General features: G+C 73.1%; 17 protein-coding genes. 12 read left to right on the top strand and 5 right to left on the bottom strand.

From position 1 onward, the window contains the following. The coding region (locus NH339_RS14305) for a hypothetical protein (protein ID WP_253026513.1) at positions 1-331 on the top strand (331 nt) is incomplete at its 5' end. 65 nt (positions 332-396) lie between these two features. On the opposite strand, the gene NH339_RS14300 is transcribed toward NH339_RS14305, so the two are convergent. Further along, complete coding sequence (locus NH339_RS14300; protein WP_253026511.1) at positions 397-1,770, bottom strand: FAD-dependent oxidoreductase; 1,374 nt, start codon at positions 1,768-1,770, stop codon at positions 397-399. 221 nt (positions 1,771-1,991) lie between these two features. Between NH339_RS14300 and NH339_RS18930 the strand changes: the two genes are divergently transcribed. From NH339_RS18930 to NH339_RS14280, 4 genes are read left to right on the top strand one after another with little or no spacing between them, the layout of a single operon-like run. After that, on the top strand, positions 1,992-2,729 hold the full coding sequence (locus NH339_RS18930; protein WP_253026499.1) for a PH domain-containing protein: 738 nt from the start codon (positions 1,992-1,994) through the stop codon (positions 2,727-2,729). Beyond that, positions 2,726-3,010: an SAV_915 family protein gene (locus tag NH339_RS14290; protein ID WP_253026497.1), complete on the top strand. Its 285-nt coding sequence runs from the start codon at positions 2,726-2,728 to the stop codon at positions 3,008-3,010. Before NH339_RS18930 ends, NH339_RS14290 begins: the two co-directional genes overlap by 4 nt. Continuing rightward, positions 3,003-3,593 (top strand): hypothetical protein, encoded by a 591-nt coding sequence (locus tag NH339_RS14285; protein ID WP_253026495.1) that lies wholly within the window; start codon positions 3,003-3,005, stop codon positions 3,591-3,593. Before NH339_RS14290 ends, NH339_RS14285 begins: the two co-directional genes overlap by 8 nt. A 2-nt stretch (positions 3,594-3,595) precedes the next feature. Further along, positions 3,596-4,753: a hypothetical protein gene (locus tag NH339_RS14280; RefSeq protein ID WP_253026493.1), complete on the top strand. Its 1,158-nt coding sequence runs from the start codon at positions 3,596-3,598 to the stop codon at positions 4,751-4,753. Here the strand turns inward: NH339_RS14280 and NH339_RS14275 are convergent. The 3 genes from NH339_RS14275 to NH339_RS14265 are packed head-to-tail and all read right to left on the bottom strand — an operon-like array spanning position 4,707 to position 5,760. After that, positions 4,707-4,847 carry a hypothetical protein gene (locus NH339_RS14275; protein ID WP_253026491.1) on the bottom strand — a complete coding sequence of 47 codons (141 nt, stop codon included), beginning with the start codon at positions 4,845-4,847 and terminating at the stop codon, positions 4,707-4,709. The two genes, NH339_RS14280 and NH339_RS14275, sit on opposite strands and share 47 nt — an antisense overlap. Further along, entirely contained in the window at positions 4,844-5,140 is a 297-nt protein-coding gene (locus NH339_RS14270) for a transcriptional regulator (RefSeq protein ID WP_253026489.1), read from the bottom strand. Before NH339_RS14270 ends, NH339_RS14275 begins: the two co-directional genes overlap by 4 nt. Continuing rightward, positions 5,137-5,760 carry a hypothetical protein gene (locus tag NH339_RS14265; RefSeq protein WP_253026487.1) on the bottom strand — a complete coding sequence of 208 codons (624 nt, stop codon included), beginning with the start codon at positions 5,758-5,760 and terminating at the stop codon, positions 5,137-5,139. Before NH339_RS14265 ends, NH339_RS14270 begins: the two co-directional genes overlap by 4 nt. Positions 5,761-5,923: 163 nt before the next feature. On the opposite strand from NH339_RS14265, the gene NH339_RS14260 reads away from it, so the two are divergent. The 6 genes from NH339_RS14260 to clpB all read left to right on the top strand — a co-directional run bounded on the left by NH339_RS14260 (position 5,924) and on the right by clpB (position 12,384). After that, on the top strand, positions 5,924-6,394 hold the full coding sequence (locus NH339_RS14260) for a hypothetical protein (protein ID WP_253026485.1): 471 nt from the start codon (positions 5,924-5,926) through the stop codon (positions 6,392-6,394). A gap of 20 nt (positions 6,395-6,414) precedes the next feature. Further along, positions 6,415-6,858, top strand: coding sequence for a hypothetical protein (locus NH339_RS14255; protein WP_253026483.1), 444 nt, complete (start codon positions 6,415-6,417; stop codon positions 6,856-6,858). Between the two features lie 25 nt (positions 6,859-6,883). Continuing rightward, complete coding sequence (locus NH339_RS14250) at positions 6,884-7,030, top strand: hypothetical protein (RefSeq protein ID WP_253026481.1); 147 nt, start codon at positions 6,884-6,886, stop codon at positions 7,028-7,030. Then, on the top strand, positions 7,027-7,935 hold the full coding sequence (locus NH339_RS14245) for an FAD:protein FMN transferase (protein ID WP_253026479.1): 909 nt from the start codon (positions 7,027-7,029) through the stop codon (positions 7,933-7,935). The genes NH339_RS14250 and NH339_RS14245 overlap by 4 nt, the downstream gene beginning before the upstream one ends. Further along, complete coding sequence (locus NH339_RS14240) at positions 7,932-9,536, top strand: FAD-dependent oxidoreductase (RefSeq protein WP_253026477.1); 1,605 nt, start codon at positions 7,932-7,934, stop codon at positions 9,534-9,536. Before NH339_RS14245 ends, NH339_RS14240 begins: the two co-directional genes overlap by 4 nt. A gap of 232 nt (positions 9,537-9,768) precedes the next feature. Continuing rightward, positions 9,769-12,384 carry an ATP-dependent chaperone ClpB gene (gene clpB / locus NH339_RS14235; RefSeq protein ID WP_253026475.1) on the top strand — a complete coding sequence of 872 codons (2,616 nt, stop codon included), beginning with the start codon at positions 9,769-9,771 and terminating at the stop codon, positions 12,382-12,384. Between the two features lie 91 nt (positions 12,385-12,475). On the opposite strand, the gene NH339_RS14230 is transcribed toward clpB, so the two are convergent. Then, positions 12,476-13,021, bottom strand: coding sequence for a VanZ family protein (locus NH339_RS14230; protein ID WP_253026473.1), 546 nt, complete (start codon positions 13,019-13,021; stop codon positions 12,476-12,478). 87 nt (positions 13,022-13,108) lie between these two features. Between NH339_RS14230 and NH339_RS14225 the strand changes: the two genes are divergently transcribed. Continuing rightward, positions 13,109-13,668, top strand: a 560-nt coding sequence (locus NH339_RS14225) for a hypothetical protein (protein ID WP_253026471.1), incomplete at its 3' end; no start/stop codon positions are given.

Here is a 13,668-nt window from a genome sequence, read left to right as displayed (position 1 = left end):
GGCCACCCGGCCCGCGCCGTCGGCCTCGCCGACCGCCGAGGGCCTGCCGACCGGTCGTTCCGCCCCGGAGCTGCTGTCGGCGGTCGAGTGCAGCCGCGACGGCGACGGCACCTGGTCGGCGACGGGCCTGGTCTCCAACCCGACGAAGAACAAGGCGAGCTACCAGGTGAGCGCCCAGGTCGGACCGGCCGACGGCACGAGCCCCGCCGCGACCCGTCGACTCGACGACGTCGCGGCCGGCGCGGAGCAGCCGTTCCTCCTCACCGACATCCCGACGTCGTCCCCCGACGGTCCGTGCCACCTTCAGCTGCTGGTGCTGCCGCCCACCTGACCGGTCCGCCCGGACGCGACGACGCCCGCACCCCAGCGGGGCACGGGCGTCGGCGGCGGTGCGGGTCAGGACCGCGCGATGCGGACCATGTCCTCGCGGGGCACGACCTTGACGCGCTCCCGCTCGTGCTCGTGGGCCTCGCCGAGGCCGAGCTCGTGGGCGTCGAGCTTCTCCCAGCCTTCCCACGTCGTGTACTCCAGGCCGCGCGACCCGAGGTAGGCGTCGACGGACTCGGGGTCGGGCTGGGCGGCCTGCTCGAGACCGGGTGCGTCGTCGAGCAGCATCGAGATGGTCTGGGCGGCGTCGGACTTGGTGTGACCGATCAGGCCGACCGGGCCACGCTTGATCCAGCCGGTCACGTAGACGCCGGGCAGGGCCGAGCCGTCGATCTCGATGACGCGACCGCCGTCGTTGGGCACCACGCCGGCGGTGACGTCGAACGGCAGGCCCGGCAGGTTGTCGGAGTAGTAGCCGATGGCGCGGTAGACGGCCTGGACGGGCCACTCCTGGAACTCGCCGGTGCCACGGACGTTGCCGGTGCCGTCGAGCTCGGTCACCTCGGTGCGCAGGCCCACGACCTTGCCGTCCTCGCCGAGGATCTCGACGGGGTTCTGGCAGAAGTGGATGTGGATGCGGTGCGGGGCCCCGCTCGGCTCCTTGGCCAGGTAGTTCTGCAGCACGTCGACGACGAGCTTCTGGCTCTTGGCGGCGCGGATGGCCTCCAGCGAGCCCTCGTCGAGCTCGAAGCCCTCGGGGTGCACGATGACGTCGATCGTGGGGGAGTGGCTCAGCTCGCGCAGCTCCATCGGCGTGAACTTGACCTGCGCCGGACCGCGACGCGCGAACACGTGCACGTCCTTCGCGGCGTTCTTCTTCAGGCCCTCGTAGACGTTGTCGGGGATCTCGGTGACGAGCAGCTCGTCGGCCGTCTTGGCGAGGATGCGCGAGACGTCGAGGCCGACGTTGCCCACGCCGAGCACGGCCACCGACTCCTGGTGCGGCTGGAACGGCCAGTCACGCTCGACGTCGGGGTGGCCGTCGTACCAGTACACGAAGTCGGCCGCGCCGTGCGAGCCGTCGAGGTCGATGCCGGGGAGGTCGAGGTCGCGGTCGCGGCGGGCGCCCGTGGCGAAGACGACGGCGTCGTAGAACTGACGCAGGTCGTCGAGCTTGAGGTCGTCGCCGAACGAGACGTTGCCGAAGAAGCGGATGTCCTCGTTCGCCATGACCCGCTTGAGCGCCTTGACGATCTCCTTGATGCGCGGGTGGTCGGGGGCCACGCCGTAGCGGATCAGGCCGAACGGCGTCGGGTCGCGCTCGATGAGGTCGACGCTCGCGCCCTCGAAGGGCGCGGGGACCTCGGACTTGGTGAGGATGTCGGCCGCGTAGACGCCGGCCGGGCCGGCGCCGACGATCGCGACCCTGAGCTTCCTGCTCATCAGTGGGACTCCTGGGGGGAACACGGGCACACCGCCAGGATCAGTCGATGTGCGTAAGTCCATCCTAAGTTCTCCGGCCCGACGCCGCGAAGTCGTCCGGTGTGCGAGATCGACCACGTCATGCACGTCTGGTGCGCGGACTCCCGTCACCGCCCCCGAGGGCCTGTGCAGCGGGGCGCCCCGCTTGTAGGGTCAGGCCACCGGGACGGAAGGGGGCGCTCGTGGCAGGGGTCGAGGGCGACGCGGACATCAGCGCGGCCGTGCGCCGCAACCGGGCCGTGCTGACACTCGGCACCGTCGGTCTCGCCGGCCTGGCAGGTGCGCTCCTGCTCGACCCCGAGGCTCTCGACGGGGCCGCGGCTCTCGGGCGCGCCGGTCTGCTGCTCCTCGTCGTCGCGGGCGCGCTCCTGACGGTCGACGCCTGGCTGCCCTTCCCGCGGCCGCCGGTGCGGGTCGACCAGGACCGCACCCGGTACGTGGCGTCCTGGGTCCCGGGGGTCGTCCTCGTGCTCGGGGCGCTCGGGCTGGGGCTCGTCGTCCTGTCGTTCGTGCTCGGCGACGGTCTCCTCGACGCGTCGCGCAGTCGTACGGGCGGCGTGCTGCTGCTCCCCGCCGCCGCGGCGACCCCGATCCTCCTGGCCTGGTCGATCGTCCTGGCGGCCCGGCCCGACCGGCTGGACCTGACGCCGTCGGGGATGGCGGTGCGCCGAGTCGGCCGCACGACCTCCGCGGCGTGGCACGACGTCGCCGAGGTGGAACCGGTCCACGGGGATCCGGGGCTGTCCGTGCGCGTCCGCCGGCGGGCGGGGCGCGCGCTGGTCGTGCCGACCCGACACCTGGCCCTGACGCCGCAGGAGGCGCAGGCACTCCTGGTCCGACGTCGCGACGAGGCCGTGGGGCGTCCCGGTCCTGGCCATCCTCTCGCACCACGTCCCCACCCCTTCCCGGAGGACGCATGACCACCGGGACGCTCGACGTCAGGCGGGTGCTGCCGCCGTACCTGTACCTCCCGTGCCGCCAGGTCGCGGCGGACTCCTTCGACCCCGAGCTCCGCGAGGTCGAGGCGGGGCCCGGCCTGGTGGCGTACACCGCGCTGGACCGGCTCCGGCGCGCGTGGGGGCACGACCAGCCGTGGGTCGTCGTACCGATCACGCTCGTCAAGGAGCTCCAGGAGTCGTTGCACTTCGCGGCGCTGCTGCTGGACGACGGACTGCCGGACGGGGAGCGGGCTCTTGAGTGACTTCGAGGTCGAGCCCGACGAGGTGCTGGCCGTCGGCATGGGGCTGCGCGACGACGTCGACGCGCTCGACGGACCGGCTGGAGCCCTGCCCGAGGCGGACGGCGGTGTGGCGACCCCCCTGGTCGAGAACGCGGTCGGCGCGCTGCTCTCGCAGGTGAAGCACCTCGCCGCGGCGACCTCCGTGATCTCCGAGGACGTCCTCGCGTCCGCCCTGCGCTACCACGAGGCGGACACGCGCTCGAAGGCCGCGATGGTCCGGTTGATGGCGCCTCACCTCGACGACACGGAGGTGGCGGAGGCCGTCGAGCGCGCCCAGCGGTCCGACGAGATCGCCCGCGCGCAGGAACGGCATCCGGACGACCCGCGCGGCGCGGCGCGGCGGGTGCTGGAGTCGCCGTCGGCCTTCGAGGACCTCGCGCAGGAGCAGGACGAGAGGCTGCGGGAGACGGCCCGCTCGTGGCGGGAGCTGTTCGACCCCGACGCCGCCGACGGCGACCCGCGCGGACCGTCGACCCCCGGGGGCGGAGGCACGAGCGACCTGGGCCGTCTGCTCACGGGACCGCTCGACGAGGACGGTGACTGACCGTGCCCCTGCACACCTACGTCGCCGGGTCTCCCGCGTCTCTCATCGCTCTGGCCGCCTCCCTCGAGCAGGGCTTCTCGGACGCGTGCGAGAACCTGGGGACCTCGCTGCTGCGGCACCGACGTCAGGTGCGGGACCACTGGCACGGTGGCGCCGGTCGTGCCGCGGCCGAGGGCGTCCAGGACCTCGCCCGGTCGGCCGACGGCCTGCGCACGGCGGGTCGCAGGATCGCCGCGGGTGTCGAGACGTTCGCGGGGGTGCTCCGTGGTGTCCAGAACCGCATCGAGGACGCGAGGGACGTCGCCCGGTCCGCGGGTCTGGTCGTGACGGAACGGCTGGTCGAGGAACCGCCCGAGCCGGCCGACCCCAGGTGGAAGCTGTCGACGACGATCAGCGTCGACGCCGACGAGCAGGGCGCGTTCCTCGCTTGGAAGGCGAAGGTGTCGGCCTGGAACCACGTCGTCGGCGCGGTCGAGGCCGCGTTCGGCGATCTCGCTGCGGGGTGCCGCGAGCTCAACGAGGCGCTGGGCGACCAGGCTTCCGAGCTCGCCGAGATCGGCGAGAAGCTGAGCGACGCCGCTCCGGGGGCCCTGGACGCCGTCGGGGAGAAGGTGCTGCCGAAGGTGGAGGCACGCATGGGTCGCGCGGCGGTCCACGCCGGATTCCTCGCCTCCCTGTCGCCCGAGCAGTCCAAGCTCCTCTACGCCAACCTGTTCACCCAGATGGAGCACCTGGACGACGCCTCGGCCGTGCGACACCTGGCCGAGGTCTCGAAGTACGGGGGCAAGACCGTCGACGGGTTCATGATCGGCTTCAAGGCCATCGAGCGCGACCAGATGGGCCAGGGGATGCGACAGATCGTGCTGGCCGAGGGCGGGGGCTGGGCGGCTGGTGCCCTGGCGACGGGTCTCACGTGGGCCGGCGGCGGGGCCGTCTTCGGCGCCCCGGCGACGCCCGTCGGGTCGGCGGTCCTCGGCGGTGTCGCCCTCGTCGCCGGCGTCGTCGTCGGGGCACTGACCAGCGACGCCGTCGACGACTGGTACGAGGACGAGGCGTTCGAGGACCTGATCCGCAAGGCCTCCAAAGACGATGCGCGACCCGGCCCCGGACCGCTCAGCGGAACCGGCGACCCTCGTGGCCGCGGCATGCCCACACGGTGAGCGCGCCGGCGGCGAGCGTCCAGGCGACGAGGACGAGCAGGCGCGTCGCCTCCACCTCTCCGCCGGTCCGGTGGTCGGGGGCGGTGGTGGTCATGCGTCCCCCTGGAGCAGCGTGCGGAGCGTGCGGGTGTAGGTCTCGAAGGCCTCGCGGCCGGTGTCGGTGAGGCCGACGTGCGTCGTCGGCGTGCGGCCGCTGATCGACTTCGTCTGCACGACGTAGCCGGCGTCCTCGAGCTTGCGCAGGTGCGTGGAGAGGTTGCCGGCGGTCATGCCCAGCTCCTTCTGCAGACGCGGGAAGGTGAGCGTCTCCCCGGGCGCGAGGGCCGCGAGGAAGGCGGTGACGCGCAGGCGCGCCTGGGCGTGGATGACGGGGTCGAGGTCGGTCATCGGCGGCCCTCGAGGTGGGCGTGGACCGCCGCCGCGGCGAACCCGCCGCCACCGAGCAGCGCCATGAGCAGGTACAGCGTGGGCGCCCCGGTGAACGACGCGCCGCCGACGAGCAGCGCGATCCAGGCGCCGAGCACGAACTGACGCCGGTCGTGGAACGCGACGGCGGACCCCATGTAGAGGACGGCGACGACGAGGCACGGGACGGCGTTGTAGACGATCGCGGCGGCCTCGCCCTCCAGGCCGACCCGGCCGAGGGCGCCGGCGACGAGGCAGGCGCCGGCGAAGCCCAGTCCCCAGGCCCAGCCGAGCCATGCGTTGGCCTCGGCGTCGGGCCCGCCGATGCCGCGGGTGCGGCCCTCGATGTGCACGACCGTGGCCACGATCGCGGCGGCGATGAGGACGCCGAAGACGATCGGCCCCGGGAGTCCCGGTTCTCCCTGCGGGCCGGACCACGTCCACATCGCCAGGTAGCCGACGCCCCAGGCGACGGCCCAGACGCCGTAGACGACCCGTTCGTCGACCCGCACGGAGCGGCGGGCCCGGTCGCGCTCGGCCTCGATGATGGCCCAGCTCTCGGAGAGGTCGGGGGTGCGGTCGCGGGTCTGCTCGTCGTCCATGGTCTCTCCCGGAGATAGGTTTGTGATGCAAAGTAGTTTGCACGACGTCGCACCGGAGGTCAAGGTCCGGCGGTCGGTCCGGGAACGTCGTGCAGGATGCGGCCGTTGGAGAAGTTGACGACGCAACCATCCGCGTCCCAGCCCGACTGACTGGAGAAGACCCATGACCCTGCGCCGCCACCAGAAGGCCGTGCTCGCCGCCACCGCCGTCCCGACCCTGCTGCTCGCCGCCGCGTGCGGCCAGGCGTCCACCTCCGACGACGCCGCCGGCAGCACGCCGAGCAGCGCCGCGAGCGAGTCGGCCTCCGCCGACACCGGCTCCTCGGAGGCGTCCGGCGACTACACGCCCGGCACCTACGAGGCGTCCGGCAGCTACTCCAACCCCGGCGGGACCTCGACGATCGACGTCGAGGTGACCCTCGGCGACGTCGGCATCATCGACGCCGTCACGGTGACGCCGAAGGCCTCGGGCACGTCGAAGCAGTACCAGGAGAAGTTCGCCGGCGGCATCGCCGACGAGGTCGTCGGCAAGAACATCGACGACCTCGACGTCTCCAAGGTCGCCGGCTCCTCGCTCACGGCGGGCGGCTTCAACCAGGCGATCGACGAGATCAAGTCCGAGGCGCGAGGCTGACCGGACCTACGATGTCCGTCATGGGCGACGCCGAGACGACCTCCTACGACCGTCGCGCGAGGCGTGCCGACCTCGGCGCCGACCTCGCGATCCTCGTGCTCGGCCTGGCCGGCGCGGCCGTGATCCTGACCCAGGTGCCGGCCGACGTGGTGGCGATGCGGGCGCTGGCCGTCTACGCGCTGTTCGCGGCGCTCGGCGCGGGCGTCCTCGCGGTCGCCCGGCTGCGCACCCGCACGTTCCCGGGTCTGCGTGACGCCACCGTCGAGTCGGTGCGGCCCTGGAGCGGCGGCCTGTTCGTCGACGGACCCACCAGCCGCTCGGGTCCACCGCTCGGCTTCCGAGCAGGGGCGCGCGCCCGACCTGGCGAATTGCGCGTCGACACGTCGCTCATGGGAGTCGGCCCGCACGACCTCGCCGCCTGGTTGCGCGCGCAGCTCGACGACGACGCGCGGCCACGCCGCTGACCCGACTCGACCAGGAGGACGCAGGATGACCCAGCCCTTCGTGCAGGCCGGAACCGGCCGGCCCGCCGGCGAGGCGCTGTCCGAGGGTGTCGAGGCACTCGGCGACACCGCCTCGGCAATCGGCGACGGCATCGGCGGTGCCGTCAGTGCCGTGGGCGGCTGGTTCGATTGACCGGGATCGGCCCGCGCGCCACGACCGTGGCGTGGGACTTCGAGGCGATCGGGGCCCCGTGGCAGGTCGAGACCGCGCGGCCGCTCGCCCCCGACGTCCGGCAGGCCGTGCTCGACGTCGTCGACCGTTTCGACCGCACCTGGTCGCGGTTCCGGGACGACTCCGTGGTCACGGCGATGGCCGGCTCGGCGGGCGCGTGGAGCGACGTCGACTCCGCCGGCCTCCTGCTCGACCTCTACGACGGGCTGCACCGCGCGACCGACGGCTCCGTGACGCCGCTCGTGGGGCAGGCGCTCGTCGACCTCGGGTACGACGCCGACTACTCCCTCGTCCAGCGTGCCGAGCCGGCCGTCCCCGACGACTGGGCGGCGCTGCGCAGCAGGGGCGAGGTCGCGGTCGGGCCCGACGGCCAGGTGCGGACGAGCCGGCCGCTGCTGCTCGACGTCGGCGCGGCCGGGAAGGGCCTCCTGGTCGACCTCGTGGTCGACGTGCTCGCCGACCACGGTGTCGACCAGGCGACGGTCGACGGCAGCGGCGACCTGCGCCACGTCGGTGCCGGACCGATCCGTGTCGCCCTCGAGCACCCGGGCGACGCGTCGCGCGCCGTCGGCGTCGTCGAGGTCGCCGACGGGTGGGCGCTCTGCGCGTCGGCCGTCAACCGACGTGCATGGGGCGACGGCCTGCACCACGTCGTCGACGGGCGCACCGGCCACCCGACCCGCGACGTCGTCGCCACCTGGACCCTCGTCGACGGCTCCTGCATGGTCGCCGACGGCCTGGCCACCGCACACTTCTTCGCCGACCCGCAGGCGTTGCTCGACCTCCACCCGCACCACTTCGTCCGGATCCACGCCGACGGCCGCGTGCTGCGGTCGCCCGACCTCCCTGGGGAGCTGTTCACATGAGCACCAGTCGCACGAGCACCGGACCGAGGCCCTCGGTCGACGCGATCCTCGGTCGGGTGAGCATGTACCGCCTCACGACGATCGTGCTGTCGGCGATCGTGGCGGTCTACCTGCTCTTCACGTCCACCGGCGTCATCGACGGGCTCTCGACGCTCGGCAACCTCGCCGCCCTGGCGGTGCTGCTGGTGGCGTCGGTCGCCTCGAACCGGTTGCTCGGTCTCGCGTGGCGTCGCGTCCCGCACGACGAGTCGGCCGTGATCACCGCGCTGCTGCTGTTCTTCCTGTTCGTGCCGCTGCCCGAGGCCGCCGCCGGGTCGGGCTCGGGCGTCGGGGTCGCCAACCTGCTCTGGCTCGCGGCGGCAGCCCTGCTCGCCAACGCGTCGAAGTACGTGCTCGCGTGGCGGGGCCGGCACGTGCTCAACCCGGCGGCGGCCGGGGCGCTGCTCGTCGTGGTCGCGCAGTGGGCGGTCGGGCGGGAGTCGTCGATCAACGCGCTCTGGCAGACGGCGGCCACCCAGGCGCTGCTGCCGTTCGTCGCGGTCGGCGCGCTCCTCGTGCTCTGGCGGACCCGTCGGCTCGACGTGGGCCTCGTGTTCGTCGTCGTCGCGGCCACCCTCGTGCTGGTGGGTCTGACGGTCGGCTTCGGCACGCCGCTGTCGCAGGCGTGGCAGACCGCGTTGTACTCCTACCCGATCGTCTTCATGGCGGGCTTCATGGTCACCGAGCCGCTCACCCTGCCGCCCCGGCGGGCGCAGCAGTGGCTCGTCGCCGCGGTCATGGCGGTGCTGCTCGGCTTCCCGACGTTCGCCGACGTGCTCGGCGTGCAGGCGCCGACGTGGGGCCCGTTGACGATGACGCCCGAGCTGGCGATCGTCGTCGGCAACCTGGTCGCCCTCGCGCTCTCCCGGCGGACCGGGGTGGTGCTGCGGACCACGGGCTCGCGTCGGCTCGCCGGCGACACCTGGGAGGTCACGTTCCGCCCGACCCGCCCGGTGCGGTTCGCCCCCGGCCAGTACCTCGAGCTCCACCTGCCGCACCGCGGCGTCGACGGACGCGGTGTCCGTCGGGTGTTCAGCATCAGCTCGCCCCCGCAGGCCGACGACCTGAGCGTCGCCGTGCGCGTGCCGGAGCCGTCGTCGTCGTTCAAGCAGGCGCTCGTGGGGCTGCGCGAGGGCGAGCGCGTGCACGCGACCGGCGTGCACGGCGACTTCGTCTGGCCCCGGGGCGGTCGCCCGCTGCTGCTCGTCGCGGGCGGCATCGGTGTGACGCCCTTCCTCAGCCAGCTCCGTGCGGGCGAGGCGCGCGACGTCGTGCTCGTCTACGGCGTGCCCGACGGTGACGTCGTGCCCTACCGTGACGAGCTGGTCGCGAGCGGCGTCCGGGTGGTGCTGGTCTCTCCCGAGGTCCCCGCCGACGTCCCGGCCGGCTGGGTGCACGTGGCGGCGCCGGTGGTCTCGGGCGACGTGGTGGCCGAGGCGGTGCCCGACGCCGCCGACCGGGTCGCCTACGTCTCCGGCCCTCCGGCCATGGTCTCGGCCGTCCGCGGCGACCTGCGACGTCGCTGCGCCAAGGTCCGCACTGACTACTTCTCCGGCTACTGACCTCCCCCACCCCTCCGTCCTGAGCACGTTTGCGTGGGGCCCCACGTGACCGTGCTGATCGGCCGCATGCCTGCGGTGGGGCGAGCCGGTTTGCGTGGGGCCCCACGGAAACCGGCTGGTCGGCGAAGGTTGACGCGTCATCCAGAGTTGAGCGGAATGGACTCAACTCTCATGATGTTGTTCTGGATGTACGGCGAACTGCGCCGACGGAAGGACGCACCAGGAGCAGCCCATGGACCTCTCGAACCTCACCACCCGCAGCCAGCAGGCGCTGGCTGCCGCGATGCAGCAAGCGGCTGCGGCCGGCAACCCGGCGATCGAGCCCGCCCACGTGCTCACCGCGCTCCTCGCGCAGGACGGCGGCACGGCCGCCCCGCTGCTGCAGGCCACCGGCGTCGATGCCGGCGCGGTGAGGAACGAGCTGCAGGGCGTGATCGGCGCGCTCCCGTCGGCGGCGGGCAGCAGCGTGCAGAACCCCGGCCTGTCGCGCAGCACCCACGAGGTGCTGCAGCGAGCCGCCGACCTCGCCGGCGAGCTCGGCGACGAGTTCATCTCCACCGAGCACCTCGTCGTCGGCGTCGCGACCGTCGACTCGCCCGCGAAGGACGTGCTGACGTCCCGCGGCGCCACCCCCGACGCCCTGCGTGCCGCGTTCGAGATCGTGCGCGGTGGCGCGCGGGTCACCAGCGCCGACGCGGAGGACACCTACCAGGCTCTCGAGAAGTACGGCGTCGACCTGACCGCGGTCGCCCGCGAGGGCAAGCTCGACCCGGTGATCGGCCGCGACGCCGAGATCCGTCGCGTCGTGCAGGTGCTGAGCCGCCGCACGAAGAACAACCCCGTGCTCATCGGAGAGCCGGGCGTCGGCAAGACCGCCGTCGTCGAGGGGCTGGCCCAGCGCATCGTCGACGGCGACGTGCCCGAGTCGCTGCGTGGCCGCCGGCTGATCAGCCTCGACCTCGGCGCGATGGTCGCCGGCGCGAAGTACCGCGGCGAGTTCGAGGAGCGGCTGAAGGCCGTCCTCGAGGAGATCAAGGCGTCGAACGGTCAGGTCATCACCTTCATCGACGAGCTGCACACGGTCGTCGGGGCGGGCGCCACGGGCGACTCCGCGATGGACGCCGGCAACATGCTCAAGCCGATGCTGGCGCGCGGCGAGCTGCGCATGATCGGCGCGACGACGCTCGACGAGTACCGCGAGAACGTCGAGAAGGACCCCGCGCTGGAGCGTCGGTTCCAGCAGGTGCTGGTCGGCGAGCCGTCGGTCGAGGACACGATCGCGATCCTGCGCGGCCTGAAGGAGCGCTACGAGGCGCACCACAAGGTCGCCATCGCCGACGCCGCGCTCGTCGCGGCAGCCACCCTGTCCGACCGCTACATCCCCGGACGCCAGCTGCCCGACAAGGCGATCGACCTGGTCGACGAGGCGGGGTCGCGGCTGCGGATGGAGATCGACTCCAGCCCCGTCGAGATCGACGAGCTGCGGCGCGCCGTCGACCGGCTCAGGATGGAGGAGCTGCACCTGCAGAACGAGACCGACGACGCGAGCCGCGAGCGGCTCGAGAAGCTCCGCAGCGAGCTCGCCGACCGTCAGGAGACCCTGCGGGCGCTCGAACAGCGGTGGGAGAGCGAGAAGCAGAGCCTGAACGCGGTCGGTGAGATCAAGGAGCGCATCGACGAGGTGCGCATCGCCGCCGAGCGCGCCCAGCGCGAGGGCGACCTCGAGACCGCGGCGCGGCTGCTCTACAGCGAGATCCCGACGATGGAGGCGCAGCTGGCCGCCGCGCAGGCCGCGGAGTCGGCGCGCGAGGCCGGCGACGGCGCCGACCGGCTGGTCAACGAGGAGGTGACGGCCGACGAGATCGCGGAGGTCGTCGCGTCGTGGACCGGTATCCCCACGGGCCGTCTGCTCGAGGGGGAGACGGGCAAGCTCCTGCGGATGGAGGACGAGCTCGGCAAGCGGCTGGTCGGCCAGCGCGAGGCGGTGACGGCCGTGTCCGACGCGGTGCGTCGCAGCCGCGCCGGCATCGCCGACCCGGACCGCCCGACCGGCTCGTTCCTGTTCCTCGGTCCGACCGGCGTGGGCAAGACGGAGCTGGCGAAGACGCTGGCGGAGTTCCTGTTCGACGACGAGCGCGCGATGGTGCGCATCGACATGAGCGAGTACGCCGAGAAGCACGCGGTGTCGCGGCTCGTCGGTGCCCCTCCGGGCTACGTCGGCTACGACGAGGGCGGCCAGCTGACCGAGGCCGTGCGACGTCGCCCGTACTCGGTCGTGCTGCTCGACGAGGTCGAGAAGGCGCACCCGGAGGTCTTCGACATCCTGCTGCAGGTGCTCGACGACGGTCGCCTGACCGACGGGCAGGGCCGCACGGTCGACTTCCGCAACGTCATCCTCATCCTCACCAGCAACCTGGGCTCGGTGTTCCTGGCCGACCCGTCGCTGGACGAGCAGGCGAAGAAGGACGCGGTCATGGACGTCGTGAAGGCGTCGTTCAAGCCGGAGTTCCTGAACCGGCTCGACGAGATCGTGACGTTCGAGCCGCTCGGCACCGCCGAGCTGACGCACATCGTCGACCTGCAGCTCGCGTCGCTGGGTCGCCGGCTGGCGGCCCGTCGGATCACGCTCGACGTGACCGACGCGGCGAAGGAGTGGCTGGCCCTCACGGGCTGGGACCCCGCCTACGGCGCCCGACCCCTGCGCCGTCTGGTGCAGCAGGCGATCGGCGACCGCCTCGCCAAGGCGCTGCTCGCGGGCGAGGTGCGCGACGGCGACACGGTGCGGGTCGACCGCGAGGTGGGCCCGGACGGCGTCCCGGCCGACTCCCTCACGGTGACCGCCGCCTGACCTGCCCGCGTCGACCGCGACGTCGGTCGGACCGCACGCCCCGCCGCCCTCCCTGGGCGGCGGGGCGCTGCTGTGCTGCGTGCGGACGGGTTCAGGACCAGCGGGACCGCTCGACGAGACGTGCCCCGGCCGGCACGCCAGCCAAACCGACCAAGAGCGCGAGCCCGAGCATCCCGCCGGCCACGTTCGAGAGGAGGTCGTCGACGTCGGCCACGTGACCGCCGCCGAGGAACGCGCCCGTGACGAGCTGGGTCAGCTCGATCGCGAGGCTGCTCGCCGCCACGGCCACGAGCACCCGCCACCACGGCGGCGTGCCCAGAGCGAGCGCCAGCAGGATGCCGAGCGGCACGAAGACGGCGACGTTCATCGCCGCGTCGGCCCACTCGTAGTCGGCGAACGGCACGGGCTGCACCGACCAGCGTGTGCTGCGGGCGACCGGGTCGAGGTAGACCGGGAAGACGGTGTTGGCGACCACGCCGGCCGCGTACACGCAGAGGGCGAGCGCGACCGCGGCCCGCGGGGCGGTGAGCAGGGCGCGGCGACGCAGGTGCCGGAGCAGGACGGCGAGCACCACGACGGCCGAGGGCACGACGACCGGCAGCACGGGAACCTGGCGGAACACGGGTCTCCCTCCCACGAGTCGGTCCTCATCCTGCCCGGCCGTACGGGTGGGCGTGCCTGCGGGCTGGTCGGGAGCCAGGTCGGGCTCGTTAGGGTGGTGGACATGGCAGACCGCCCCCCGAGGCCACCGGCGCTCACCCTGACCTGCATCTTCGTCGGGGTCGGGTGCGGGCTGCTGCTCGTGAACCTCGTGTCGGCGCTCTCGTCGTGGGGGTCGATCGAGCTGCAGGACGCCGTCCGCGACGCGCTCGCGCAGGAGCCCGTCAAGGAGCTCGGCCTGAGCATGGACCAGGCGCTCGACTACCTGCGCTACGCCGTCTACGTCGGCATCGTGCTGACGGCCTCGGGCGCCGTGTTCGCCGTCTACGCCGCACGGGGTCACCGCACCTCGCGGGTCATGCTGACGATCCTCTGCGGCATCGCCTTCGTGGTGCTCGCGACCCTCGGCCTGCCCGGCCTGCTCCCGGCGGCCTTCGCCGGGCTGTGCGGCTGGTCGCTGTGGACCCCGGAAGCGCGACGCTGGTTCGACCAGGTCGACGGCCGGCCGGTGGCCGACGTGCCGACGTCGTCGCCGACGGGTGCTGACCCGTTCGCGTCCCGCTCCGCCTCGTCCGGCGGTCGTCCGCTCGACCCGCCTCCCGCGGCGGGCGGGCCCGTCGCGAC

This window comes from Aeromicrobium sp. CnD17-E, assembly GCF_024124745.1.
Taxonomy (GTDB): Bacteria; Actinomycetota; Actinomycetes; order Propionibacteriales; family Nocardioidaceae; genus Aeromicrobium.
This window is presented reverse-complemented; position numbering and strand designations above follow the sequence as displayed.